This window comes from Conexibacter stalactiti (assembly GCF_033542075.1).
In the GTDB taxonomy this organism is placed as follows: Bacteria; Actinomycetota; Thermoleophilia; order Solirubrobacterales; family Solirubrobacteraceae; genus Conexibacter; species Conexibacter stalactiti.
Genome location: NZ_JAWSTH010000070.1, coordinates 1 through 22,854, shown reverse-complemented (window position 1 = coordinate 22,854; position 22,854 = coordinate 1). Strand labels below are relative to the sequence as shown.

The window sequence follows — 22,854 nt, the reverse complement described above, 5'->3', positions numbered from 1 at the left end:
ACCCCTTGATATCGATCGAACGCGGTGCTTCTTGAGGACGAATGTTGCAGGCGAACGTGTGACGACTTGGCACGTGTCCGCTCAGAACGAGATCTGGCCGCCGATCGAGACGACGCGCTCGGCTGGCAGACGGAAGTAGTCGGCGGGGTTGGCCGCGTTGCGCGCCATCGTGATGAACAGCAGCTTGCGCCAGCGCGCCATGCCGGGCGATTCGTCGGCCACGATCGTGATGTTGGAGAGGAACCAGGTCGCGTGGTACGGGTTGAAGTCGACGTCGAGGCCGGGCGGGCGGCTGCGGGCGCGCAGCAGCGCGCGCGGCACGTCGGGCCGGTCCATGAAGCCGAACCGCAGCGTCACGTGGCTGAAGTCCTCGTGCTGCTCGCCGAAGCGCTCGAACGAGATCCGCTCCGACTCCGGCACGTGCGGCGTGGTCGTCGTCTGGACGGTCACGATCACGACCTTCTCGTGGATCGAGTGGATCCGCTCGACCGCGAGCCGCAGCGCCAGCGGCGTCGAGTCGCGGCTGGGGTTGAGGTAGATCGCGACGCCCGGCACCTCGCGCACGAGCGGGCTGCCGCGGCGCATCTTCTCGACGAACGGGGCCAGCGGGCCCTCCGCTCTGGTGCGCGCGACCGTCACCTCCTCGCGGCCGCGGTCCCAGGTCCGCAGCAGCAGCAGGATCAGCGCGCCGGCGGCGAGCGGGAACCAGCCGCCGTGGGCGATCTTCGTGACGTTGGCGGCGAGGAACAGCAGGTCGACGGTGACGAAGACGAGCGCGCCCGCGACGACCATCCACAGCGGCTTGCGCCACAGCACCCGCACGAGCACGAGGAAGAGGATCGCGTCGATCAGCAGCGTGCCGGTGACGGCGATCCCGTACGCGGTCGCGAGTCTGTGCGAGGAGCCAAAGCCGATCACGAGCGCGACGACGGCGGCGAACAGCGCCCAGTTGACCGCCGGCACGTAGACCTGGCCGATCTCCTCCTCGGAGGTGTGGCGTATCGTCAGCCGCGGCAGGTAGCCGAGCTGGACCGCCTGGCGCGTGACCGAGAAGGCGCCCGAGATGACGGCCTGGGAGGCGATCAGCGTCGCGACCGTCGCGAGCGCGATCACCGGGATCCGCGACCACTCCGGCAGCAGCAGGTAGAAGGGGTTGGAGATCGCCTCCGGCTGGGCGAGGATCAGCGAGCCCTGGCCCATGTAGTTGAGCGTCAGCGCCGGGAAGACGACGAAGAACCAGGCGCGCCGGATCGGCTCGCGGCCGAAGTGGCCCATGTCGGCGTAGAGCGCCTCGGCGCCGGTGATCGCGAGCACGACCGAGCCGAGCGCGATGAACGCGATCCCCGGATGGTCGGCGAAGAAGGCGCCGGCGTAGTGCGGCGAGAGCGCGCGCAGGATCTCCGGGTGGGCGACGACGCGACCGAGCCCGGCGGCCGCCAGGACCGCGAACCACAGCACCATCACGGGGCCGAAGAGGCGCCCGATCACGCCGGTGCCGAAGCGCTGGATCAGGAACAGCGCGCTCAGCACGACGAGCGTGAACGGCAGCACGACCGACTCCAGCGACGGCGCCGCGACCTCGACGCCCTCGACCGCGGAGAGGACGGAGATGGCGGGCGTGATCATGCCGTCGCCGTAGAACAGCGCGACGCCGAAGAGGCCGGCGAAGATCAGCGCCGCCTTCAGCCGCGGCTGTCCCATCGCCGTCCGCTTGACGAGCGCGACGAGCGCCATGATCCCGCCCTCGCCGCCGTTGTCGGCGCGCATGATGAACGTGACGAACTTGATCGAGACGATCAGCGTCACCGACCAGACGATCAGCGAGATGACGCCGTAGACGTCGCCCTCGGTCGGCTTGACGGCGCCGTCGTCGGCGGCGAAGACGGTCTGCAGCGCGTAGAGCGGGCTCGTGCCGATGTCGCCGAAGACGACCCCGAGCGCGCCGAGCGCGAGCGCGAACGGGGCGGCCTGACGGCCCCGTTCGGCGACGGCGGTCGCCATGCTAGAGCGCGCCGAGCTGGTCGCGCAGCGCGGCGATCTTCGCCTCGTCGCGCTCCCAGTGGGTCCACTGGCCGACGCGGTGGCTTCTGACGAGGCCGGCACGCTGCAGCGTCGCCATGAACTGGGAGGCGGTCGACTGCGAGACGCCGGCCTTCGCCTGGATGTGCTTGAGGCAGACGCCGGGCGCGCCCGGGCCGCTCGGCGGGAAGTGCTCGTCGGGCTGCTTGAGCCAGCCGAGGATGCGCAGGCGGTTGGGGTTCGAGAGCGCCTTGAAGAGGCCGAGCAGCTCATCGGACTGGTCTGGCGTTGTGGCGGCCATCGTCAGATCGTAGCGGCATATCGCGTTTTACCGATCCATCTGTTATCACTTCGAGATATCGCGAAATCGCGATGTACCGATTGGAGCTTCACCATGCAGAGCAGCAACGTCGCACTCGTCGCCGGCGCCCAGGGCGTGATCGGGCGCAACCTCGTCGACCACCTCGCCGCGCAGGGCGACTGGCAGGTGGTCGGTCTGTCGCGGCGCGGGGGAGCGCCGCGCGCGCGGGTCCGCCACGTCGCCGTCGACCTGCTCGACGGCGAGGACGCGCGGGCGAGACTGGCCGGCCTCGGCGACGTCACCCACCTCTTCTACGCGGCCTACCAGGAGCGGCCGACCTGGGCCGAGCTGGTCGAGCCGAACGTCGCGATGCTGCGCAACGTGCTCGACGCGATCGAGCCGGTCGCGCCCGGCCTGCGGCATGTGAGCCTGCAGCAGGGCTACAAGGTCTACGGCGCCCACCTCGGCCCGTTCAAGACGCCCGCGCGCGAGTCCGATCCGCTGTTCATCGCGCCGGAGTTCATGCACGCCCAGCAGCAGCTGCTGGAGCGGCGGCGCGAGGGGAGCGCGTGGAGCTGGTCGGCGCTGCGGCCGTCGGTCGTCGGCGGCTTCGCGCTCGGCAACCCGATGAACCTCGCGATCGCGATCGCCGTCTATGCGTCGATCTGCAAGCAGCTCGGCCTGCCGCTGCGCTTCCCCGGCAGCCGCGGCGCCTATGAGGCGCTGCTGGAGATGACCGACGCCGGCCTGCTCGCGCGCGCGACCGCGTGGGCGGCGACCGAGCCGCGCGCGGCCGGCGAGGCCTTCAACGTCGCCAACGGCGACCTCTTCCGCTGGTCGGAGCTGTGGCCGCGCCTGGCGGCCTGGTTCGAGCTGGAGACCGCGCCGCCGCTGCCGCTCTCGCTGGCGGAGGCGATGGCCGACAAGGTGCCGCTGTGGGAGCGGATCGTCGCCGAGCACGGCCTCGTGCCGCACCCGTTCGAGGAGCTCTCGTCGTGGGCCTTCGCCGACTTCGTCTTCTCGTGGGACTACGACCTCTTCGCCGACAGCTCGAAGATCCGCCGCGCCGGCTTCCACGACTACGTCGAGACCGAGGCGATGTTCGTCGCGATCTTCGAGGACCTGCGCCGGAGGCGGGTGATTCCGTAGGCGGCGGCGTGTGCGTGCCGACGGCGCGTCGGCGCCCTCGCCGGCGGCCCGCGCGCCTCGTGCGGACGGCGCGACATGGGAGCGCGCCGGGCCGGGTAGTCGACCCCTATGCCCGACACCACCCAACTCGGCAGCGCCGGCCTCGTCGGCTGGCGCAAGGCGGTCGCCGACCGCGTCGCCACCCCGGCCGCGAACCGCGCCCCCGTCAGCGAGGACCAGGCCCGCGCGATCGTCGGCGCCCTCTTCTTCGCCCTCTCGCTCTACTACGTGATCAGCACGATCGTGCGGATGGTGAAGTCGCAGGGCGGGTGAGGCGTGGTGTCGGCGCGAGCCGGGTCGTAAGCACCACATAGCGGCTGTAGACCGTCGACCCGCTTCACCTTAGAGTCGGTGGGGACGGAGGGTGAAGCGTCAAGGCGACGCAAACGGCTGATACCCGTGAGCCCGAGGTGGTCCCTCGGATGGAGTTCGAGTCTCCCGCCCTCCGCCAATCCTTGCTGGCCGGCGACCGGACTCGAAGGGGCGCGATCATCATGCGCTTGTGGGGTCACTTCCCACCGTGTCTTCGTGGCGTCGCCGGCCAGAGCAAGGTTGCGCCGATCTGCGCCACGGTTAGAATCGAACTACGGGTATCAGCCGCATCGGGTTCACCACCCGCGCTCGACCCGCTCTTCGGAGCGGGTCGATGTCGTTCTGGGGGCCGACAGCGCGGCCGTTCGGCGTACCACTGGTCGTCAGAAGCGGCGATCGGCCAGTCCGGCTGAGCCGAATCAGCCCCACCTCGACACCCGGTCCATCAACCCGTCGATCGCCCATCGGGCGATGGCGGCGGGTGCGGGCGCGGAGCAGGCTTCCCGTCGTCAGCGAGCGAGGGAAGCGATGCGGCGAAGCGGTGGACAGCAGGACGGCGACGAGCGGCTCCTCGTCGCCACGGATGTGCGCAAGGCGTTCGCGGGCACGGTCGCGCTCGCCGGCGTCTCGCTGCGGCTGGAGCCGCGCTCGACCGTTGGGCTGATCGGACCCAACGGCTCCGGCAAGACGACGCTCATCAACTGCGTCTCGGGCGTCGTGCGGCCGGATGCCGGCAGCGTCCGCGTCGGCGGGGTCGACCTCGCGCAGCGGCCGTCGCACGCCCGCGCCAAGGCCGGCGTCGCGCGCACCTTCCAGAACATCCGCCTCTTCCGTGACCTGACCGTCGCGCAGAACTGCGAGGTCGCGCTCGTCGCGCAGCCACGGGCGCGGCGCGCCGAGACGCTGCCCGTCGCCGAGGTGCTCGAACTGCTCGGCCTCGCCGACGCCGCCCGCGAGCGCTCCAGCGCGCTCTCCTACGGCGCGCAGCGCCGCGCCGAGCTTGCGCGCGCTGCCGTCACAGCGCCGCGCTTCCTGCTGCTCGACGAGCCGGCCGCCGGCATGAACGAGCGCGAGACGGAGGAGCTGATCGCCGCGATCCGCGCGCTGCGCGAGCGGCTCGGCTGCGGTGTGCTCGTCGTCGAGCACGACCTCGGCCTGATCGGCGCGCTGTGCGACACGGTCGAGGTGCTCGACGCCGGCAACTGCATCAGCCGCGGGACCCCGCAGGAGGTGCGGGCCGACCCGGCGGTGATCGAGGCCTACATCGGCGGCGGTGGGGAGCCGGACCGCGCAGACCGCGCGGGCGGCACGGACCGCACACCAACCCCGGGGCAGATCGAACAGACCGAGGAGGTCTCGCAGTGAAACGAACCCTGATCGCGCTGGTGGGCGCGGGCGCCCTGTCGCTGACCGTCGCCGCGTGCGGCTCGTCCGACGACGAGGGCGGCTCGACGTCCGCCGCGGCAGGCACCGGCACCGCCGCCGCCGCCACCGGCGGCGAGACCGTGAAGGTCGGCTACGCGGCCGCCCTCTCGGGCTTCCTCGCCCCCTACGACACGCCGTTCTACAACGCGCTGAAGATCGCGGTCGCCGACAAGAACGCCGAAGGCGGCCTCGCCGGCAGATACAGAATCGAGTTGGACGTCAAGGACGTCAAGAGCGAGATCCCGGTCGCCGCGCAGGTCGCGCAGGAGCTGGTCGACGACGGCGCGCAGCTGCTGATCACGCCCTGCGACGCCGACCCGTCGGTCGCCGCGGGCCAGCCGGCGCAGACGGCGCAGGTGCCGGCGATCTCCGGCTGCGCCGGCTCGCCGCGCCTGCCCGCCTCCGTCGGCGACTACATGTTCCAGAACGTCTTCGCGATCAACTCGCAGGTCGTGCCGCTGGCCGAGTACGCCGTCAGAGACGAGGGCTACAGAACGGCCTTCCTGCTCTACTCGCCCGACACGCGCTACACCAACGACGGCCCGATCCACTTCGGCGAGGTCTTCAGCGCGCTCGGCGGCGAGGTCGTCGGCAGAGAGACCTACAAGTTCCAGGGCCAGGAGTTCGGCGCGCAGATCGCGAAGATCCGCGCCGCCAGACCGGACGTGATCATGACGTCCGCCTACGACCCCGACCTCTCCGCCTTCCTCAAGCAGCTGCGCGCGGCCGGCGTCGACACGCCCGTCTTCGGGACCGACGGCGCTGACGCCCCGTCGTTGCTGAGATCGGCCGGCGCCGCCGCCAACGGCCTCGTCTTCGCCACGCACGGCATGCCGGTCCCCGAGGAGCCGGAGGTCGAGGCGTTCGCGGCCGAGTACAGAGAGAAGACGGGCAACGCGCCCGAGAGCGCCTTCGTCTACGCCGCGCCCGACCTCGTCGCGGTGCTCGACGCCGCCGTCAGAAGCGCGGGCTCGCTCGACGGGCCGGCGCTGCGCGACGCGCTCGACTCCTTGAGAGCCGTGAGAGGGACGACCGGCGAGATCACCTTCGCGGGGATGGAACGCAGCCCGCTGAAGCCGGTCACGCTCGTGAGAGTCGAGGACGACAGATTCGTCTTCGTCGACCAGCGGATACCGGAGCCGGAGCTGATCCCGGCGCCCGTCGAAGGCTGAGCGGAGCCAGCGCGACGATGACCGATCAACCGCTGCTCAGCGTCAGCGACCTGAGCGTCTCCTACGGGCCGGTGCAGGCCGTGCGGGAGGCGTCGCTGGAGGTGCGCGCCGGCGAGATCGTCGCGCTGCTCGGCGCCAACGGCGCCGGCAAGTCCTCGACGATGTGGGCGCTCGTCGGGATGGCGCCGCGGACCGGCGGGCGGATCGTGCTCGACGGCCGCGACGTCACCGGCGCCGCGCCCGAGGACGTCGTCCGCGCCGGGATCGCGATCGTGCCGGAGGGACGGCGCGTCTTCGCCAACCTGACGGTGCGCGACAACATCCGCCTCGGCGGCGTCGCGCGCCGTGCCGGCGACCCCCACGGGCCGCTCCAGCGGGACGAGGTCGGCGACCTCTTCCCGCTGCTGGCGGAGCGCTGGGACCAGGTCGCCGGCGGCCTCTCCGGCGGCCAGCAGCAGCAGCTCGCGATCGCGCGGGCGCTCGCCGCGCGGCCGCGCCTGGTGCTGCTCGACGAGCCGTCGCTGGGACTGTCGCCGCGGCTCGTCGGCGAGGTCTTCGAGCTGATGGCGGAGCTGCGCCGGCGCGCGATCACGCTGCTCGTCGTCGAGCAGAACGTGCAGCGCTCGCTGGCGATCGCCGACCGCGCCTACGTCTTGCAGGGCGGCCGCATCGTGCTGTCGGGCGACGCGGCCGAGGTGCGCGACTCCGAGGCGACGGAGGCCGCCTTCCTCGGCGGCCGCACGACCACCCGCACGACCACGACCACGACCGTGACCGGCTGAAGGAGAAGGTGCAGTGGAGCTGTTCGTCCAACAGGTCGTCAACGCGATCAGCCTCGGCGGCATCTATGCGCTGCTGGCGATCGGGCTGGCCGTCGTCTTCAGCGTCGCGGGGCTGATCAACATCGCCCACGGCGAGCTGATGACGATCGGCGGCTACGTGATGCTGGCGCTCGTCGGCGCCGGCGTGCCGTGGCCGCTGATCATCGTCGGGATCATCGCCGCGCCGGCGCTCGCCGCCGTCGCGATGGAGCGCGTCGCCTTCCGCCCGCTGCGCAAGAGCGGGCCGCAGACGCTCTTCCTCAGCTCGCTCGTCGTCGCGATCGTGTTGCAGGGGCTGTTCCAGAGCTTGATCTCGCCGCAGCCGCAGGGGATCGCGCTGCCGGGCTTCCTCGACGACGCGGTCGAGGTCGGCGGCGTCACGATCGGCGTCGCGGCGATCGTCACCGTCGTCGTCGTCGCGATCACGCTCGCGGGCCTCGTCTGGTTCTTCCGCCACACGACCGTCGGCTGCTCGATCCGCGCGGCGTCGCTCGACTTCGACATGGTGCGGGCGGTCGGCGTGCGCGCCAACCGCGTGATCCCGCTCGCCTTCGCGCTCAGCGGCGCGCTCGCCGGCGTCGCCTCGTTCCTGTGGATCGCGCAGCGCGGCTCGGTCGACCCGCTGCTGGGGCTGACGCCGGTGCTGGCGGCCTTCGTCGCGACCGCCGTCGGCGGCCTCGGCTCGACGGCCGGCGCGGTCCTCGGCGGCTTCCTCTTCGGCGCCCTGACCGTCTTCTTCCAGGCGACGCTGCCCGACGGGCTGCTGCCGTTCCGCGACGTCTTCACGTTCGGCCTCGTGATCGGGATCCTCGCGTTCAAGCCGCGCGGCCTGCTGGCGGCGGCGACGGGGGAGCGGGCATGAGCGCGCTGCTGAGAGGCGACCGCCCGGCGCAGGCGAGCGCGCCGCCGTCGCCGTCCTCGCTGCAGCCGCGCGGCGCCGGCCGCCGGATCGCCCGCGCCGCGCTCGGAGCGCTGCCGGTCGCGGCGCTGCTGCTCCTGCTGGCGCTGTGGGTCGAGGGCTCAGGCGCCCCCTCCGACCGCCAGCTGGCGATCAACTTCCTCGTCTCGCTGATCGCCGTCGTCGGGATCCAGAGCTACGTCGGCACGACCGGCGTGCTGTCGTTCGGCCACCTCGGCTTCATGGCCGTCGGCGCCTACGCCTCGGCGCTCGTGACGATCCCGGTCGCGGTCCGCACGACGCAGCTGCCCGACCTGCCGCTGATCGGCTCGGTCGAGCTGGGCTTCGGCGGCTCGCTGCTCGTCGCGGCGCTGACGGCCGCGCTCGTCACGGCGCTGCTCGGCGCCGTCTTCGCCCGCTTCGACGGGACCGCTGCGGTGATCGCGACCTTCGGCCTGCTGCAGATCTGCAACGTGCTGCTCTACGGCCTGACCGACGTGACCGGCGGCGCGCAGGGGCTCTACGGCGTCCCGCGTGACGCGACCGTCGTCGTCGCGGCGCTGCTGGCCGGCGGCGCGGTGCTGGCGGCGCGGCTGCTGCGCGAATCGCGCCTCGGGCTGAAGCTGAGAGCGGGCAAGCAGGACCAGCTGGCGGCGGCGGCGATGGGCGTCGACGTCCACCGCACGCGCTGGGTCGCGTGGACGGTCAGCGGCACGATCGTCGGCGTCGCGGGCGCCCTGCAGGCGCACAGCCTCGCGATCGTCTCACCCAGCTCGTACTTCCTCGTGCCGACCTTCACGCTGCTGGCGATGCTGATCGTCGGCGGCGCGGGGACGGTCTCCGGCGCGATCGCCGGCGCGGTCGTCGTGACCGCCGCGACGCAGCTGCTGCGCGGCGCCGAGGACGGCTTCGCGCTCGGTCCGCTGCACGTCGGCGAGATCTTCGGCGCGACGCAGATCGCCGTCGGGCTGCTGACGCTGGCGATCCTCGTGCTGCGGCCCGGCGGGCTGCTGCCCGAGCGCGAGCTGGACGAGCGCGCGCCCGGCGCGGGCGCTCCACGCAGGTGGCTGCGACGGGCGCGGCGGCGCGGCGCGCCTGTGCCAGACTGAGCCGCGATGGACCGCCGCAGCGTGATCGCCGCCCGCGCGCGCCGCAGCCAGGCGCGCGCACCCGGCGGCGACGAGCTGGCGCGGCTCGCCTTCGAGCGCGCGCCGCTGCCGACCGCGCTCGTCGAGGTCGACGGCGAACGCGCGTGGCTGCTGCGCGCCAACGTGCGCGCCTGCGAGCTGCTCGGCGCACCGGCCGAGGCGCTCGCCGGGCGCCCGCTCGACGAGCTGATCCTGCTGGAGCGGCTGGAGCGCGACGCCCACGGTGCGCTCGGCCGCGCCTGCGAGCGCGGGATGAGGGCGAGCACGCGCGGCGGGGCGGCGGCTGGCGGCGCGGCGCCCGGAAGCGCGGCGCCCGGAAGCGCGGCGCCCGGAAGCGCGCCGCCCGGCACGCTGCTGGAGGTGAGCGCGACGGCGCTGCCCGGCCACGCCGTCTTCGTCGTGCAGCTGCGCGTCGTCAGCGAGCCGAGCGCCGTCGAGCGCGAGCTGCGCGAGGCGGTCAGAGAGCTGGAGGGGATCATCGACTACTCCGCCGCGCTGATCTACGTGAAGGACCGCGACGGCCGCTACACGCTCGTCAACCGCCACTTCGAGCGGCGCTTCGGCTTCGCGCGCGAGGAGGTGCTCGGCCGCACTGACCACGACCTCTATCCGCCGCAGTCGGCCGCCTCCTACGTCGAGCACGACCGGATCGTGTGGGAGACCGGTGAGGCGGTCGAGGTCGAGGAGCCGGCGGAGGACATCGGCGGCTCGTGGCTGTCGATCAAGTTCCCGCTGCTCGACGACAGTGGCCAGCCGTACGCGCTCGCCGGCATCTCGACCGACATCACGCAGCGGATCCGCGCCGAGGCGGCGGCGCGCGACGCGCGCGACGAGGCCGAGCGCGCCAACCGCGCCAAGTCCGACTTCCTCTCGCGCATGAGCCACGAGCTGCGCACGCCGCTGAACGCGATCCTCGGCTTCGGCCAGCTGCTGGAGCTGGAGCGGCTGGAGCCGGAGGGGCGCCAGTCGGTCGAGCAGATCCTGAAGGCCGGCCGTCACCTGCTGCAGCTGATCAACGAGGTGCTGGAGGTGACGCGGATCGAGGCCGGTGCCCAGCACATCGCGCTGACGCCGGTGCACGTCTGCGAGCCGCTCAACGAAGCGCTGGAGCTGGTCCGCCCGCTCGCGCGCGAGCGCGGGATCGAGATCTCGGTCGACATGCACGGCGGGCTGCACCGCTATGTCTCCGCCGACTTCCAGCGGCTCAAGCAGGTGCTGCTCAACCTGCTCTCCAACGCCGTCAAGTACAACTGCGAGGAGGGGGTCGTGCGCGTCACCTTCGCCGACGCCGGCACGCGCCTGCGCTGCCTCGTGACCGACACCGGGCCGGGGCTCAGCGCGCAGGACGTCAGCCGCGCCTTCCTGCCGTTCGAGCGGCTCGCCGCCGACCGCACCGAGACCGAGGGGACCGGCCTCGGGCTGGCGCTGTCGAAGTCGCTGATGGAGGCGATGCACGGCCAGATCGGGATCCAGCACACCGCGCCCGGCGAGGGCTCGACCTTCTTCCTGGAGCTGGAGCCGGCGGCGCGGCCGCAGGAATCGGACGCGCTCCCCAGCGGGCCGGCCGTCGTGCCCGAGAGCTGGGAGCTGGGCCCGGCGACCGTCCTCTACGTCGAGGACAACCTCTCCAACTTCGAGCTGGTGCAGCGGATCCTCGAACGGGCCGGCGCGATCGAGCTGATCCCGGCGATGCAGGGCGTGCTCGCGGTCGACCTCGCGGCGCAGCACCGACCCGACGTGATCCTGCTCGACCTCGACCTGCCCGACATCAAGGGCGGCGAGGTGCTGCGGCGGTTGAAGCGCGACGAGCGGACCGCCAAGATCCCGGTCCTGATCCTCTCCGCCGACGCGACGCTCGCGCAGATCGAACGGCTGGAGCAGCAGGGGATCGAGGCCTATCTGACCAAGCCGCTCGACATCCCGCGCTTCCTCGACACGGTCAAGTCGGCGCTCGCCGGCCGCGCGGAGGCGTGAGCCGGTGACCGCCGTCACCGTGCTCGTCGCCGACGACCACCCGGTCTTCCGGGAGGGGCTCGTGCGGCTGCTGCGGGCGCGGCCGGAGCTGCAGGTCGTCGCGGAGGTGGGGGACGGGCGCGCGGCGCTCGACCAGATCCGCGCGTTGAAGCCGCAGGTCGCCGTGCTTGACCTCGGCCTGCCGGAGATCGGCGGGATCGAGGTGCTCGACGCGCTCCAGCGCGAGCACCTGCCGACGCGCGTGCTGGTGCTGTCGGCGCTGGAGGACAGCGCCACCGTCTACCGCGCGCTGGAGCTGGGCGCGCGCGGCTACCTGCCGAAGGTCGCCAGCAGCGACGCGATCTGCGACGCGATCGCCGTCATCGCGCGCGGCAGAACGATCGTGCCGGAGTCGCTCCAGGACGGGCTCGCGACGCAGATCCGGATGCGCCGCGAGGTCGCCGACCGGCCGCCGCTGACCCCGCGCGAGCTGGACATCCTGCGGCTCGCCGCCGACGGCCGCTCCAACGCCGAGATCGGCGCCGAGCTGCACGTCAGCGGCGCGACCGTCAAGACCCACTTCCACCACGTCTTCGAGAAGCTCGAAGTGTCCGACCGCGCCGCCGCGGTCGCGCAGGCGATGCGCCGCGGCCTGCTGCACTGAGACGCCTCAACCCCGCGATCACCCATCGGCCGATGGGATCGCGGCGGCCCGCGCCGCAAGCTCTTGCGAACCCGTCCCGCAGCAACTGAAAGGACGCTTCGTTGAGCTTCCGGATCTCTGTCGACACCGGGGGGACGTTCACCGACGTGGTGCTCGTCGACCCGGGTGGAGACCTCCACGTCGCGAAGTCGCTGACGACCGTCGCGCGCGGCTTCGACGGCATCCGCCCGAGCCTCGAGCAGCTGGGCGAGCGGCTCGGCCTCGGCGTCGCCGAGCTGCTGGCGCAGACGTCGCAGTTCGCCTACGGCACGACGCGCTCGACGAACGCGATCGTCGAGGGCAAGACCGCTCGCACGGCCTTTCTCACGACCGCTGGCTTCCCCGACACGCTGCTGCTGCGCGAGGGGGGCAAGATCGGCCCCTTCACGCCGATGGAGTTCCCGGCGCCGTACGTGCCGCGCTACCTCACCTTCGAGCTGGAGGAGCGGGTCGACAGCGACGGCGGGATCTTCAGAGCGCTCGACGAGACCTCGGTGCTGGCGGCGATCGACGCCTGTCGCGAGCACGACGTCGAGGCGATCGGCGTCTGCCTGCTGTGGGCGACCGCCAACCCGGCCCACGAGCTGCGCGTCGGCGAGCTGCTGGCCGAGCACCTGCCCGACGTGCCGGTCACGCTCTCGCACCTGCTCAACCCGGTCGTGCGCGAGTACCGCCGCGCCTCCTCGACCGTGATCGACGCCTCGCTGAAGCCGCTGATGCAGGCCTTCCTCGGCCAGCTGCGCGACGACCTCGCGGCGGCCGGCTTCGCCGGCGAGCTGCTGATCTCGACCTCCTACGGCGGCGCCTGGCCGACCGAGGAGATGATCGAGCGGCCGATCTACAGCGTCGGCTCCGGCCCGTCGATGGCGCCGGTCGCCGGCCTCGCCGCCGGCCGCGCCGAGCTGGGGACGCAGGAGCCGAGCGTGCTCGTCTGCGACACCGGCGGCACGACCTTCGACGTCGGCCTGATCAGCGACGGCGAGATCCACTACTCCAACGACACCTGGCTCGGCGGCAAGTGGACCGGCCACATCACCGGCACGAAGGCCGTCGACGTGCGCTCGATCGGCGCCGGCGGCGGCTCGATCGTCTCCGTCGACAGCGGCGGGCTCGTGCACGTCGGGCCGGAGAGCGCCGGTGCCGATCCCGGCCCCGCCTGCTACCGCCGCGGCGGCACGCTGCCAACCGTCACCGACGCCGCCGCGCTGCTCGGCTACCTCGATCCGGAGGGCTTCCTCGGCGGCCGCCTGCAGCTCGACCTCGACGCCGCCCGCGCGGCCTTCGAGCCGGTCGCCCAGCGGCTCGGCAAGACGGTCGAGGAGGCGGCCGAGGGCGCGCTCGTGATCGCGACGCAGAACGTCGTCTTCGCGATCCGCGAGATCACGATCGCGCAGGGGATCGACCCGCGTGAGCTGGCGATCGTCGCCGGCGGCGGCGCCAGCGGCCTCAACGTCGTGCAGATCGCGCGCGAGCTGGGCTGCCGCACGGTGATCCTGCCGCGCACCGCCGGCGCGCTGTCGGCGACCGGCGCGCTGCAGGCCGACGTGATCTCGGAGTTCTCCGCCAACCAGTTCGCCGAGACGCGGCGGCTCGACCGCGACGCCGTCAACGCCGCGCTCGACCTCGCCGGCGCGCGCGCGAGCGCCTTCGAGCAGCGCATCGCCGGGCTCAACCCGCGCGTGGTGCGGATCGATGCCGCCGTCGACGCGCGCTACCCCGGCCAGGTGTGGGAGCTGGAGACGCCGCTGCCGGCGACGCGGATCCGCTCCGACGACGACGTCGCCGCGCTGGAGCAGAGCTTCCACGAGCTGCACGAGCGCGTCTTCGCCGTCAACGATCCCAGCCAGCAGCTCGAATGCGTCGCCTGGAAGCTGCGCGTCACCGCGGAGCTGGAGAAGGCGTCGCCGGCGCCGGCGCGCGCGGCAGAGACCGACGGCGCGCCGCTGCGCAGCCGCCGCGTCGTCTTCACCGGCCACGGGGCGGAGGAGACGCCGGTCTACGCCGGCGAGCGGCTGGCGCCCGGGACCGAGCTGAACGGCCCGGCGATCGTGATCGAGCCGACGACGACGCTCGTGCTCGACCCCGGCACCGCCGTGCGCGTCAGCGAGCACGGCAACTACGTGATCGACGTCGAGGCCGGTGACGCGGTGGTCGCGGCCGGCGCGGCGGCAGAGGAGGCGGCGCGATGAGCCTGGACCCGATCCTGATGGCGGTGATGGCCAACCGCCTCGACTCGGTCGTGCGCGAGATGGAGAACACGCTGCTGCGGACCGGTCGCAGCGGCGTGCTCAACATGGCGCGCGACTTCTCCTGCGCGATCATCACCGGCGACAACCAGCTGCTCGCCTCGGCAGAGGGGCTGCCGGTCCACATCTTCGGCGCGCAGCTGCTCGGCGAGGCGATGACGGAGCTGCACGACGACGTCGCCGAAGGCGACGCCTTCCTCCACAACGACCCCTACCTCGGCGGCTCGCACCCGGCCGACCACGTGATCCTCGTGCCCGTCTTCCACGAGGGCGAGCACATGTTCACGACGGTCGCGAAGGCCCACCAGGCCGACACCGGCAACGCCGAGCCGACGACGTACATGCCGTTCGCGAGAGACATCTACGCGGAGGGCGGGCTGATCTTCCCGTGCGTGCGCGTGCAGCGCGAGCGCAGGGACGTGCAGGACGTGATCCGCACCGCCAGACGTCGCATCCGCATCCCCGAGCAGTGGTACGGCGACTACCTCGCGATGGTCGGCGCGGCGCGCATCGGCGAGGCCGGCCTCGCCGACCTCTGCGCCCGCTACGGCAACGCGCAGGTGCGCGAGTTCATCGCCGAGTGGTTCGACTACTCGGAGGCGAAGATGGCCCACGCGATCGGCCAGATGCCGGCCGGCCGCGTCACCGGCAGAGGGATGCACGACCCGATCGGCGACGTCCAGCCGGACGGCATCCCGATCAACGTGACGGTGACCGTCGACCCCGCGGAGGCGGTCGTCGAGCTGGACCTGCGCGACAACATCGACTGCATCCCGGCCGGCCTCAACGAGTCGGAGGCGTGCACGGTCGCGAACGTGATGACCGGCATCTTCAACTCGCTGGAGCCGGGGATACCGGCCAACCAGGGCGCCTTCCGGCGGATCCGCCTGCTGCTGCGCGACGGCTGCATCGTCGGGCGGCCGAGCTTCCCGCACTCGACCTCGGTCGCGACGACCAACGTCGGCGACCGGCTCGTCGTCACGACGCAGAAGGCGATCGCCGACGAGTGGGAGGGCTACGGCGTCGCGGAGGGCGCGACCGGCCTCGGCCCGGGCTTCGCCGTCGTCTCCGGCAGCGACCGGCGGCGCGGCGGCGAGCCGTACGTCAACCAGTACTTCCTCGGCTCCCAGGGCGGGCCGGCGAACGCCGACTACGACGGCTGGGTCACCTACGGCCTCGCGGTCGCCAGCGGCCTGATGTTCCGCGACTCGATCGAGGTCTCCGAGCAGAAGTACCCGATCCGCGTTGGCGAGCTGCGGATCCGCCAGGACTCCGAGGGCGCCGGCCGCCGCCGCGGCGCGCCCGGCGCGACGGTCGCCTACGGCCCGCGCTGGGATCCGATGACGGCTGCGTACGTGACCGACTGCGTCACCTTCCCGCCGCGCGGCGTGCGCGGCGGCGGCGACGCCGCCCGCAACGTCCCGTTCGTCGCGACCGCCGGCGGCGACCAGACGGAGGTCGACGCGATCGGCGCCGTCGTCGTCGCGCCTGGTGACTTCGTCGGCCAGCACCACACCGGTGGCGGCGGCTACGGCGACCCGCGTGAGCGCGAGCCGGAGCGAGTCCGCGCCGACGTGCTCGCCGGCTTCGTCTCGTTCGCGCGCGCCCGCGACGTCTACGGCGTCGCCTTCGAGCAGGAGACGCGGTCGGCGGCGCTGCGCGTCGACGCGACCGCGACGGAGGCGCTGCGGGCCGGCGGCTGACCAGCTGAGCGATGACGGTGCGCCGCGCTCGGAGACGAGTGCGGCGCCGTCAGCCGGCGGCGTCCGTCCGCACGACGCAGCGGAAGCCGATGTGGCTGGTCGAGCTGTCGACCGCCTGCCCCTGCCGCGCCGCCGGCCGGTAGCGGAAGCAGTAGCTGGGCGCGCAGAGGTGCGAGCCGCCCTTGATCACGCGCTGCGCGGCGGCGTCGCTCGCCGCCGCGCCGGCTCTGGCGCGCGCCTCGCGTGCGCCGACCCCCGCTCCGCAGCAGGGCGCGGGCGCCGCGTCGCGGTCGGCACGGAAGCGGTCGGCCGTCCACTCCCAGACGTTGCCGATCATGTCCCACAGGCCGAATCCGTTGGGCGGGAAGGCGCCGACCGGCGAGGTGCCGGCCCAGCCGTTCGCGGTCAGGTTCTGCCACGGGAACTCGCCCTGCCAGTGGTTGGCCATCAGCCGCCCGCCGGGCCGCTCCTCATCGCCCCAGGCGTAGCGCGCGCCGTCGAGCCCGCCGCGCGCCGCGCACTCCCATTCGGCCTCGGTCGGCAGGGCCTTGCCGGCCCACGCGGCGTAGGCGGCGGCGTCGGCGTGCGCGACGTGGACGACGGGATGGCGCTCGCGCCCGCGCGTCGAGCTGCCCGGCCCGGCCGGCGCGTGCCAGCTCGCGCCCGGCACCCACGCCCACCACCGCCGCCAGTCGTCGAGCGGGACCGGACCGGGTGGCTTGCGGAAGACGAGCGAGCCCGGCACCAGCAGCCGCGGATCTGCGCCGGGATGGTCGGCGGGGTCGGGCACCTGCTCGGCGAGCGTGACATGGCCGGTCTCGGCGACGAAGCGGCGGAAGTCGCGCACCGTCACCGGTCTGGCGTCGATCAGGAACGGCGCGACGGGCACGTGGTGGGCGGGCCGCTCCTCGGGATAGAGGTCGTCGCTGCCGATCCGGATCAGACCGCCCGGGATCACGCGCATCAGGAGGCCGCCGGGGTGATCTGGAGCGGCCCCAGCCACGCGACGGCGCCGCCGCCCGGCCGGTTGGCGAAGCGCAGCTCGGCGCCGACGAGCGCGGCGTGGCCGGCGGCGATCGCGAGGCCGAGGCCGCTGCCGCCGCCGCGGTCGGCCTCGCCCTTCCAGAAGCGCTGCGGACCGTCGCGCAGCAGCTCGGCGGGGAAGCCGGGCCCGTCGTCGCGCACCTCGATCAGCGTGCCGGTGACGCGCACGACGATCGGCGGCCGCCCGTGACGCATCGCGTTGTCGAGCAGATTGCCGACGACCCGCTCCAGCCGTCGCCGGTCGGCCAGCGCGACCGCCGGCCGCTCGAACTCCAGCGCCGGCGCCGCCGGGTGCGCGGCCGCGAACTCGCGCAGCCACGGCTCCAGCGGCAGCGCCGTCAGCCGCGCCGGCCCGTCCTCGTCGGCGTCGAGCTGCGCCAGCTCCAGCAGCTCGGCGACGAGGCCGCGCAGCGCGCCGACGCGCTCGCGCACGATCTGCGCCGGGCGGCTGTCGTCGAGCAGCTCGGCGGCGCTGGTGAGCCCAGTCAGCGGCGTGCGCAGCTCGTGCGCGACGTCGCCGGCGAAGCGCTGCTCGCGCGCGAGGCGGCTCGCGAGCGCGTCCGACATCTTGTCGACCGCGTGACCGAGGCGGGCGATCTCGTCGCCGCCGGCGGCGTCGATGCGGGCGCCGTGGTCCCCGGCCGCGACGCGGTCGGCGACGACCGCCGCGCGCCGCAGGCGGCGCGACATGCCGCTCGCCAGCAGCACGCCGAGCAGGGCCGCCACCACGGTGCCGAGCGCGCCCGCGAGCAGCAGCGTCTCGCGCAGCTGCCGCAGCGCGGGGTCGTCACGCGTGAACGGGGCGCTGACGTATGAGCCTTTCGCCCCGGTCCGTCTGCGCCAGCTGATCTCCTCGTCCCGCGGCAGCGGGGCGCCGGCCCAGATCGTCGCCGGCTCCCCGGCGCTGACGTACGTCCCGATCCGGCCGGCGTCGACCGCGCGGCGCAGCGCGGCCGGCGCACGCGGCGAGTCGAGCTCGGCGTCGTCGAGCGTCTGCTGTGTCGAGGCCATCACCTCGGCGGCGAAGACGGCGCGCTCGGCCTGAACGGTCCGCGCCCGCGCCAGCCGGTCGCTCGCGGTCAGCTGGTAGACGGTCACGCCGATCCCGGCCGACAGCGTCGCGGCGATCAGCGCGATCGCGATCGCCAGCCGCCAGCGCAGGGAGCGCCGCGGCGCCCTCATCCGACCAGCTTGTAGCCGGCGCCGCGGACCGTCTCGATCCGCTCGCGCCCGATCTTCGCGCGCAGCCGCTGGACGTGGACGTCGACGAGACGCGTGTCGCCGTCCCAGCGGTAGTCCCAGACCCGTTCGAGCAGCGTCGCGCGGTTCATCACGATCCCGACGTTGCGCGCCAGCTCGATCAGCAGGCGTGCCTCGGTCGTCGTCAGCGCGACCGGCTCACCACCGACGCGGGCGCTCATGCCGGCGGGGTCGACCTCCAGCCCGTCGGCGCGCAGCAGGCGCTCGCCGCCGGCGTCGTGGCGACCCGCGCGCCGCAGCACCGCCCGCAGCCGCGCCGCCAAGACCGGGCCGTCGAACGGCTTGGCGACGTAGTCGTCGGCGCCGGCCTCCAGCCCTGCGACCATGTCGAACGGCTCGCTGCGCGCCGACAGCAGCACGATCGGGATCGCGCTCGTCTCGCGGATCAGACGCGCGAGCGAGATCCCGTCGATCCGCGGCAGCATCACGTCGAGCAGCGCGACGTCGAAGCGACCGGCGCGGAAGTCGTCGATCCCCGTCTGCCCGTCGGCGCTGACGCAGACGTCGAAGCCGTGCGTCTGCAGCAGCAGCGCCGTCGTCTCGCGAATCGCCGCGTCGTCCTCGACGAGCAGCACGTGGGGGCGGTCCGCGGTCATCGGCGTCTGTCCGGAATCAGCTGTCCGTCGAACGTCCAGTAGCGGCGCGTGCGCGGCTCGCCGGCCGGCAGCCTGCCGGTGCCCGGCTTGCCCAGCAGCGTCACGACGGTGCGCCGGTAGTACGGTGGGCCGCCGTCCTCGTCGAGCGTGATGTCGCCGAGCGCGATCCGCACCCGCACCCGCCCGCTCGGGCCGCAGTTGCAGCTCATCAGGCTGGTCGCCGTGGCGGTCGGCGTGCCCCAGCCACGCCATCGCAGCCGGAAGGCGCCGCGGGTCTCGCGGTGGCAGCCGATCGACAGCGACAGCGGCGCGACCTGCGCGACGCCGCTGCAGTCGTACGCGACGACGCTGCGCTCGCTCGCGCCGGCCGTCTGCGGCGGATGGAGCTTCAGCCCCGACGTGCCGCAGCCGCCGCACAGCGGCGCGATCGCAAGCGCGGCCAGGAGCGTGGCTCGGGTGGTCCTCGGGGACGGCACGGGCCGCACTGTAGTCGTGGAAACGCCGATGGAAAGGGGGTTTTGCCGCATTGCCGCGAGACCGTTGCCCGGCCGTTACACAGCCGTGACATCGCTGGCTCAGCGTTGCCGTCGCACCGACGAGAGCGACCGAGGAGAGCCATGCGACAGACGAGGACGACCACCGCCGCCGCGACCGCCGCCGCCATCGCGGTGATCGGCGCCGCGGCGCTCGGCGGCGAGGCGACCGGCGCCGACGCCGACCGCGTGCCGGGGCTGGGGCCGGCGCCGATCGTCGCCGCTCCGCGGCAGGATGAGCGCCGCCCGAACGTGATCGTCGTGATGACCGACGACCAGACCGTCGGCGACCTGGCCGCGATGCCGCGGACGCGCGCGCTGCTCGGCGGCGCCGGCGTCACCTTCGACCGCTCCTACAGCTCCTATCCGGTCTGCGCGCCGTCGCGCGCGACCTTCCTCAGCGGCCAGTACGCCCACAACAACGGCGTCATGGGCATCTACCGGCCAACCGGCGGCTACTCGCGCTTCGACGCGGCCAACGCGCTGCCGGTCTGGCTGCAGGACGCGGGCTACGACACGATCCACCTCGGCAAGTACGTCAACGGCTACGGCACCGACGTGCCGGCGACGCAGCCGCCCGGCTGGAGCGAGTGGTACGGCGCGATCGACCCGACGACGTACCGCATGTGGGGCTACTCGCTGAACGAGAACGGCACCGTCCGCACCTACGGCAGCCCGCGCGACGAGGATCCGCGGCTCTACCAGACCGACGTGCTCGCGGGCCACGCGCTGCGCGCGATCGAGCGCCGCGCGGGGGAGGCGAGACCGTTCTTCATGTCGCTCGCCTTCCTCGCCCCGCACCACGAGTCGGCGGCGCTGCGGCAGGCGACCGGCCGAGTCGTGCGCGCGGCGCCGCGGCATGCCGGTGCGCGCGCCGCCGGCAGCGCGCCGGCGACGCCGGCCTACGACGAGGCCGACGTCTCCGACAAGCCGCGCTTCATCCGCCGCCGTCACCGGCTCGCGCCCGAGGAGGCGGTCGCGATCGACCGGCGCCGGCACGAGCGCCGCCGCTCGCTGCTGTCGGTCGACGAGGCGGTCGAGCAGCTCGTCGCGACCTTGCGGCGGACCGGGCAGCTCGAGCGCACCTACATCCTCTTCACCTCCGACAACGGCTACCTCCAGGGCGAGCACCGCGTGCCGGCCGGCAAGGTGCTGCCGTACGAGGCGGCGGCGCGCGTCCCGCTGCTGATCCGCGGCCCAGGGCTCGCCGCCGGCGCCCGCACACGGGCGCTCGTCTCCAACATCGACCTCGCGCCGACGATCCTCGAGCTGGCGCGCGCTGCGCCGGGCAGGCGGCTCGACGGCCGCTCGCTGCTGCCGTTCGCGCGCGACCCGCGCAAGCGCGCCACGCGGCCGCTGCTGCTGGAGTCCGGCAGACCGGCCTACCGCGCCGTCCGCACCGATCGCTGGCTCTACGTCCGCTACGGCAGCGGCGAGCGCGAGCTGTACGACCTCCACAGGGATCCGCACGAGCTGCGCTCGCTGCACGCCGACCCGCGGTTGGTCAGAACCCGCGCGAAGCTGAGCGCGACGTTGCGCAGGCTGGCCGGCGGCGGTCGCTAAGCCGCGGCGCCGGCGCGGCCGCCGCGGCTGGCGAGGAACTCGGCCTCGGCCTCGCCGAGCGCGGTCGCGGGCGGCGCGCCGTGGAGGTACTCGGCGGCGATCGCGCCCCAGTCGGCGCCGGCGCGCAGCTGGCCGAGCACGACGGCGACGATCCCGTGCATGCGCCGGATCAGCAGCGCCTGCGGCGGCAGCGTGAACTGGTTGACCTGCGATCTGATCGCGGCGCGCTGCGCGGCGTCGGGGCGCTCGCGGCCTCTCATCTGGTCGCCGCGCGCGTCGGCGGGCGTGAAGCGCCGCTCGCCGGGGACCGCGTACCACTTGATCGCCATCCGCATCAGCCTCAGCGCGAGGTCGCCGTCGACCGCGTCGGCGCGGCCGGCGGGCAGGTAGCCGCCGCTGCCCAGCGCGGCCTTCAGCGCCGCGGCGTCGCGCTCGCGGACGGCGACGGCGATCGCCCGCTCGGCGTCGAGGTGGGCCGGCTCGACGTCGCGCAGCAGTCCGTAGTCAAGGAAGCAGACGTGGCCGTCGGGGGCGAGCAGGTAGTTGCCGGGGTGCGGGTCGCCGAGCGCGATCCGGTCGCGGTAGAGCAGGCCGAAGAAGAAGCGGAAGACGATCTCGCCGTAGCGGTCGCGCTGGGCCTCGTCGGCGCGTCGGACCTCCTCGAAGCGCTCGCCCTCGACATACTCGGAGACGAGCACGCGGCGGGTCGAGAGGTCGGTGCGCACGCGCGGCACGCGCACGAACGGGTGGCCGCGCAGCCGCCGCTCGACGCGGCGCTGGTTCTGCGCCTCCAGCTCGTAGTCGAGCTCCTCGCCGATCCGCTCGCGCATCTCGCCCGCGAGCGCCTTGCCGTCGAGGCCGGGCGCGAGGCGCTTGACGAGCGGCAGCAGCAGCGTCGCGTTGCGCAGGTCGGTCTCGACCGCCTCAGCCACGCCCGGGTACTGGATCTTGACGACGACCTCGTCGCCGTCGACGGTCGTGGCGCGGTGCACCTGGCCGATCGAGGCGGCGGCGAAGGCGCGCTCGTCGAAGTCGGAGAAGACGCGCGAGAGCGGGCCGCCGAACTCCTTGCGCATCAGCTTCTCGAGGTCGGCGAAGGGAACCGGCGGCACGTCGTCGCGCAACGCCGCGAGCTTGCGCTGCAGCTCGTCCTGCTGCTCCTCGGGCAGGCCGTCGAACTCGACCATCGAGATCATCTGGCCGACCTTCATCGCCGCGCCGCGCATCTGCCCGAGCTGCTCGACGAGCTGGCCGACGAGCGCCGCGGTGCGCTCGTTCTGGGCGGCCTCGGCGCGCTCCGGCGTGCGCACGCGGTTGGCGGTGCGCATCCCGGCCCAGCGCATCCCCTGACCGGCGACGAGCCCACCGACCCGCGCCGTCCGCGCGAGCCGGCCGGTCGGCAGCTTGCCCGCCTCGGGCGGCGGATCGTCCGGCTCGTCGCTCACCCGTCGAGCGTAGCGGGCCGACTCTGCCGGCTCGCCCGTGCACGTCCCGCTAGCCTGCCGCCGATGGCGCGCGGCGCGATGAGAGTTGAGTTCGTCAAGGAGAAGGGGCGCCGCTACCGCTCGCGCCTGCACCGCGCCGACGGCGTCGTGGTCGAGTTCGAGGGCGGCGCCTGGAACAAGGTCGGCAGGCGGCCCGGCGAGCTGCCGCACGACCTCGCGCACCTGATCGTCGAGGACGAGCTGGGCCTGCGGGAGGGCGTCTGGGGCGTGCTCGCGGCGGGCGGGATGTTCAGGCACGCGACCGTCGTCGCCGGCCGCCGCGCCCCCAAGGCGACGAGACACGGCCGCGACGTGATCGACGAGGCCGGCGACCGCATCATGCAGGCGGAGATCCTCACGCGCGTCGTCTGCGACGCCTGCGCCGGCGCGCTCGCAGCCGGGGCCGCCGCGCCCGCCGCCGCTGCGCCCGCCGCCGCCCCACGTCGCGGACCAGGCGAGCCCCCGCTGCCCGACCCCGCCGCCCT

At 73.5% G+C, this 22,854-nt stretch carries 20 protein-coding genes and 1 tRNA gene; 14 read left to right on the top strand and 7 right to left on the bottom strand.

Annotated elements, in window-relative coordinates; translation table 11 throughout:
- Positions 1-81 precede the first annotated feature (81 nt).
- Together R7226_RS21635 and R7226_RS21630 are read right to left on the bottom strand one after the other, a co-directional pair.
- Complete coding sequence (locus R7226_RS21635; RefSeq protein ID WP_318599397.1) at positions 82-2,001, bottom strand: potassium transporter Kup; 1,920 nt, start codon at positions 1,999-2,001, stop codon at positions 82-84.
- A 1-nt stretch (position 2,002) separates the two neighbouring features.
- On the bottom strand, positions 2,003-2,320 hold the full coding sequence (locus tag R7226_RS21630; RefSeq protein ID WP_318599396.1) for an ArsR/SmtB family transcription factor: 318 nt from the start codon (positions 2,318-2,320) through the stop codon (positions 2,003-2,005).
- A gap of 93 nt (positions 2,321-2,413) precedes the next feature.
- Here R7226_RS21630 and R7226_RS21625 point away from each other — a divergent pair, with 93 nt between their 5' ends.
- The 12 genes from R7226_RS21625 (at position 2,414) to R7226_RS21570 (ending at position 15,889) form a co-directional block, all read left to right on the top strand.
- A complete protein-coding gene (locus R7226_RS21625; RefSeq protein WP_318599395.1) occupies positions 2,414-3,469 on the top strand; it encodes an SDR family oxidoreductase in 1,056 nt (351 codons plus the stop codon).
- A 108-nt stretch (positions 3,470-3,577) separates the two neighbouring features.
- Positions 3,578-3,781: a hypothetical protein gene (locus tag R7226_RS21620; RefSeq protein WP_318599394.1), complete on the top strand. Its 204-nt coding sequence runs from the start codon at positions 3,578-3,580 to the stop codon at positions 3,779-3,781.
- A gap of 86 nt (positions 3,782-3,867) precedes the next feature.
- Positions 3,868-3,959, top strand: a tRNA-Ile gene (locus R7226_RS21615).
- A gap of 389 nt (positions 3,960-4,348) precedes the next feature.
- Positions 4,349-5,185 (top strand): ABC transporter ATP-binding protein, encoded by an 837-nt coding sequence (locus tag R7226_RS21610; RefSeq protein WP_318599393.1) that lies wholly within the window; start codon positions 4,349-4,351, stop codon positions 5,183-5,185.
- Positions 5,182-6,417, top strand: coding sequence for an ABC transporter substrate-binding protein (locus R7226_RS21605; RefSeq protein ID WP_318599392.1), 1,236 nt, complete (start codon positions 5,182-5,184; stop codon positions 6,415-6,417). The genes R7226_RS21610 and R7226_RS21605 overlap by 4 nt, the downstream gene beginning before the upstream one ends.
- 32 nt (positions 6,418-6,449) lie before the next feature.
- The gene (locus tag R7226_RS21600; RefSeq protein ID WP_404827887.1) at positions 6,450-7,199 is read left to right on the top strand and encodes an ABC transporter ATP-binding protein; all 750 of its coding nucleotides are present in this window, start codon (positions 6,450-6,452) and stop codon (positions 7,197-7,199) included.
- A gap of 13 nt (positions 7,200-7,212) precedes the next feature.
- On the top strand, positions 7,213-8,100 hold the full coding sequence (locus R7226_RS21595) for a branched-chain amino acid ABC transporter permease (RefSeq protein WP_318599390.1): 888 nt from the start codon (positions 7,213-7,215) through the stop codon (positions 8,098-8,100).
- The gene (locus R7226_RS21590; RefSeq protein WP_318599389.1) at positions 8,097-9,245 is read left to right on the top strand and encodes a branched-chain amino acid ABC transporter permease; all 1,149 of its coding nucleotides are present in this window, start codon (positions 8,097-8,099) and stop codon (positions 9,243-9,245) included. The genes R7226_RS21595 and R7226_RS21590 overlap by 4 nt, the downstream gene beginning before the upstream one ends.
- Before the next feature lie 6 nt (positions 9,246-9,251).
- Positions 9,252-11,258, top strand: a complete 2,007-nt coding sequence (locus tag R7226_RS21585; RefSeq protein ID WP_318599388.1) for a PAS domain-containing hybrid sensor histidine kinase/response regulator — start codon at positions 9,252-9,254, stop codon at positions 11,256-11,258.
- 4 nt (positions 11,259-11,262) lie between these two features.
- A complete protein-coding gene (locus R7226_RS21580) occupies positions 11,263-11,901 on the top strand; it encodes a response regulator transcription factor (protein WP_318599387.1) in 639 nt (212 codons plus the stop codon).
- A 101-nt stretch (positions 11,902-12,002) separates the two neighbouring features.
- Complete coding sequence (locus R7226_RS21575; RefSeq protein WP_318599386.1) at positions 12,003-14,129, top strand: hydantoinase/oxoprolinase family protein; 2,127 nt, start codon at positions 12,003-12,005, stop codon at positions 14,127-14,129.
- Positions 14,126-15,889 (top strand): hydantoinase B/oxoprolinase family protein, encoded by a 1,764-nt coding sequence (locus tag R7226_RS21570; RefSeq protein ID WP_318599385.1) that lies wholly within the window; start codon positions 14,126-14,128, stop codon positions 15,887-15,889. Before R7226_RS21575 ends, R7226_RS21570 begins: the two co-directional genes overlap by 4 nt.
- A 49-nt stretch (positions 15,890-15,938) precedes the next feature.
- Here R7226_RS21570 and R7226_RS21565 read toward each other — a convergent pair whose 3' ends face one another.
- The 4 genes from R7226_RS21565 to R7226_RS21550 are packed head-to-tail and all read right to left on the bottom strand — an operon-like array spanning position 15,939 to position 19,265.
- Positions 15,939-16,853 carry a formylglycine-generating enzyme family protein gene (locus R7226_RS21565; protein WP_318599384.1) on the bottom strand — a complete coding sequence of 305 codons (915 nt, stop codon included), beginning with the start codon at positions 16,851-16,853 and terminating at the stop codon, positions 15,939-15,941.
- Positions 16,853-18,115 (bottom strand): sensor histidine kinase, encoded by a 1,263-nt coding sequence (locus R7226_RS21560; RefSeq protein WP_318599383.1) that lies wholly within the window; start codon positions 18,113-18,115, stop codon positions 16,853-16,855. Before R7226_RS21560 ends, R7226_RS21565 begins: the two co-directional genes overlap by 1 nt.
- A complete protein-coding gene (locus tag R7226_RS21555; RefSeq protein ID WP_318599382.1) occupies positions 18,112-18,789 on the bottom strand; it encodes a response regulator transcription factor in 678 nt (225 codons plus the stop codon). The genes R7226_RS21560 and R7226_RS21555 overlap by 4 nt, the downstream gene beginning before the upstream one ends.
- The gene (locus R7226_RS21550) at positions 18,786-19,265 is read right to left on the bottom strand and encodes a hypothetical protein (RefSeq protein WP_318599381.1); all 480 of its coding nucleotides are present in this window, start codon (positions 19,263-19,265) and stop codon (positions 18,786-18,788) included. The genes R7226_RS21555 and R7226_RS21550 overlap by 4 nt, the downstream gene beginning before the upstream one ends.
- 141 nt (positions 19,266-19,406) lie before the next feature.
- Between R7226_RS21550 and R7226_RS21545 the strand changes: the two genes are divergently transcribed.
- On the top strand, positions 19,407-20,885 hold the full coding sequence (locus tag R7226_RS21545) for a sulfatase family protein (protein WP_318599380.1): 1,479 nt from the start codon (positions 19,407-19,409) through the stop codon (positions 20,883-20,885).
- On the opposite strand, the gene R7226_RS21540 is transcribed toward R7226_RS21545, so the two are convergent.
- Entirely contained in the window at positions 20,882-22,330 is a 1,449-nt protein-coding gene (locus R7226_RS21540; RefSeq protein WP_318599379.1) for an ABC1 kinase family protein, read from the bottom strand. The two genes, R7226_RS21545 and R7226_RS21540, sit on opposite strands and share 4 nt — an antisense overlap.
- Positions 22,331-22,393: 63 nt before the next feature.
- Between R7226_RS21540 and R7226_RS21535 the strand changes: the two genes are divergently transcribed.
- The coding region (locus R7226_RS21535; protein WP_318599378.1) for a hypothetical protein at positions 22,394-22,854 on the top strand (461 nt) is incomplete at its 3' end.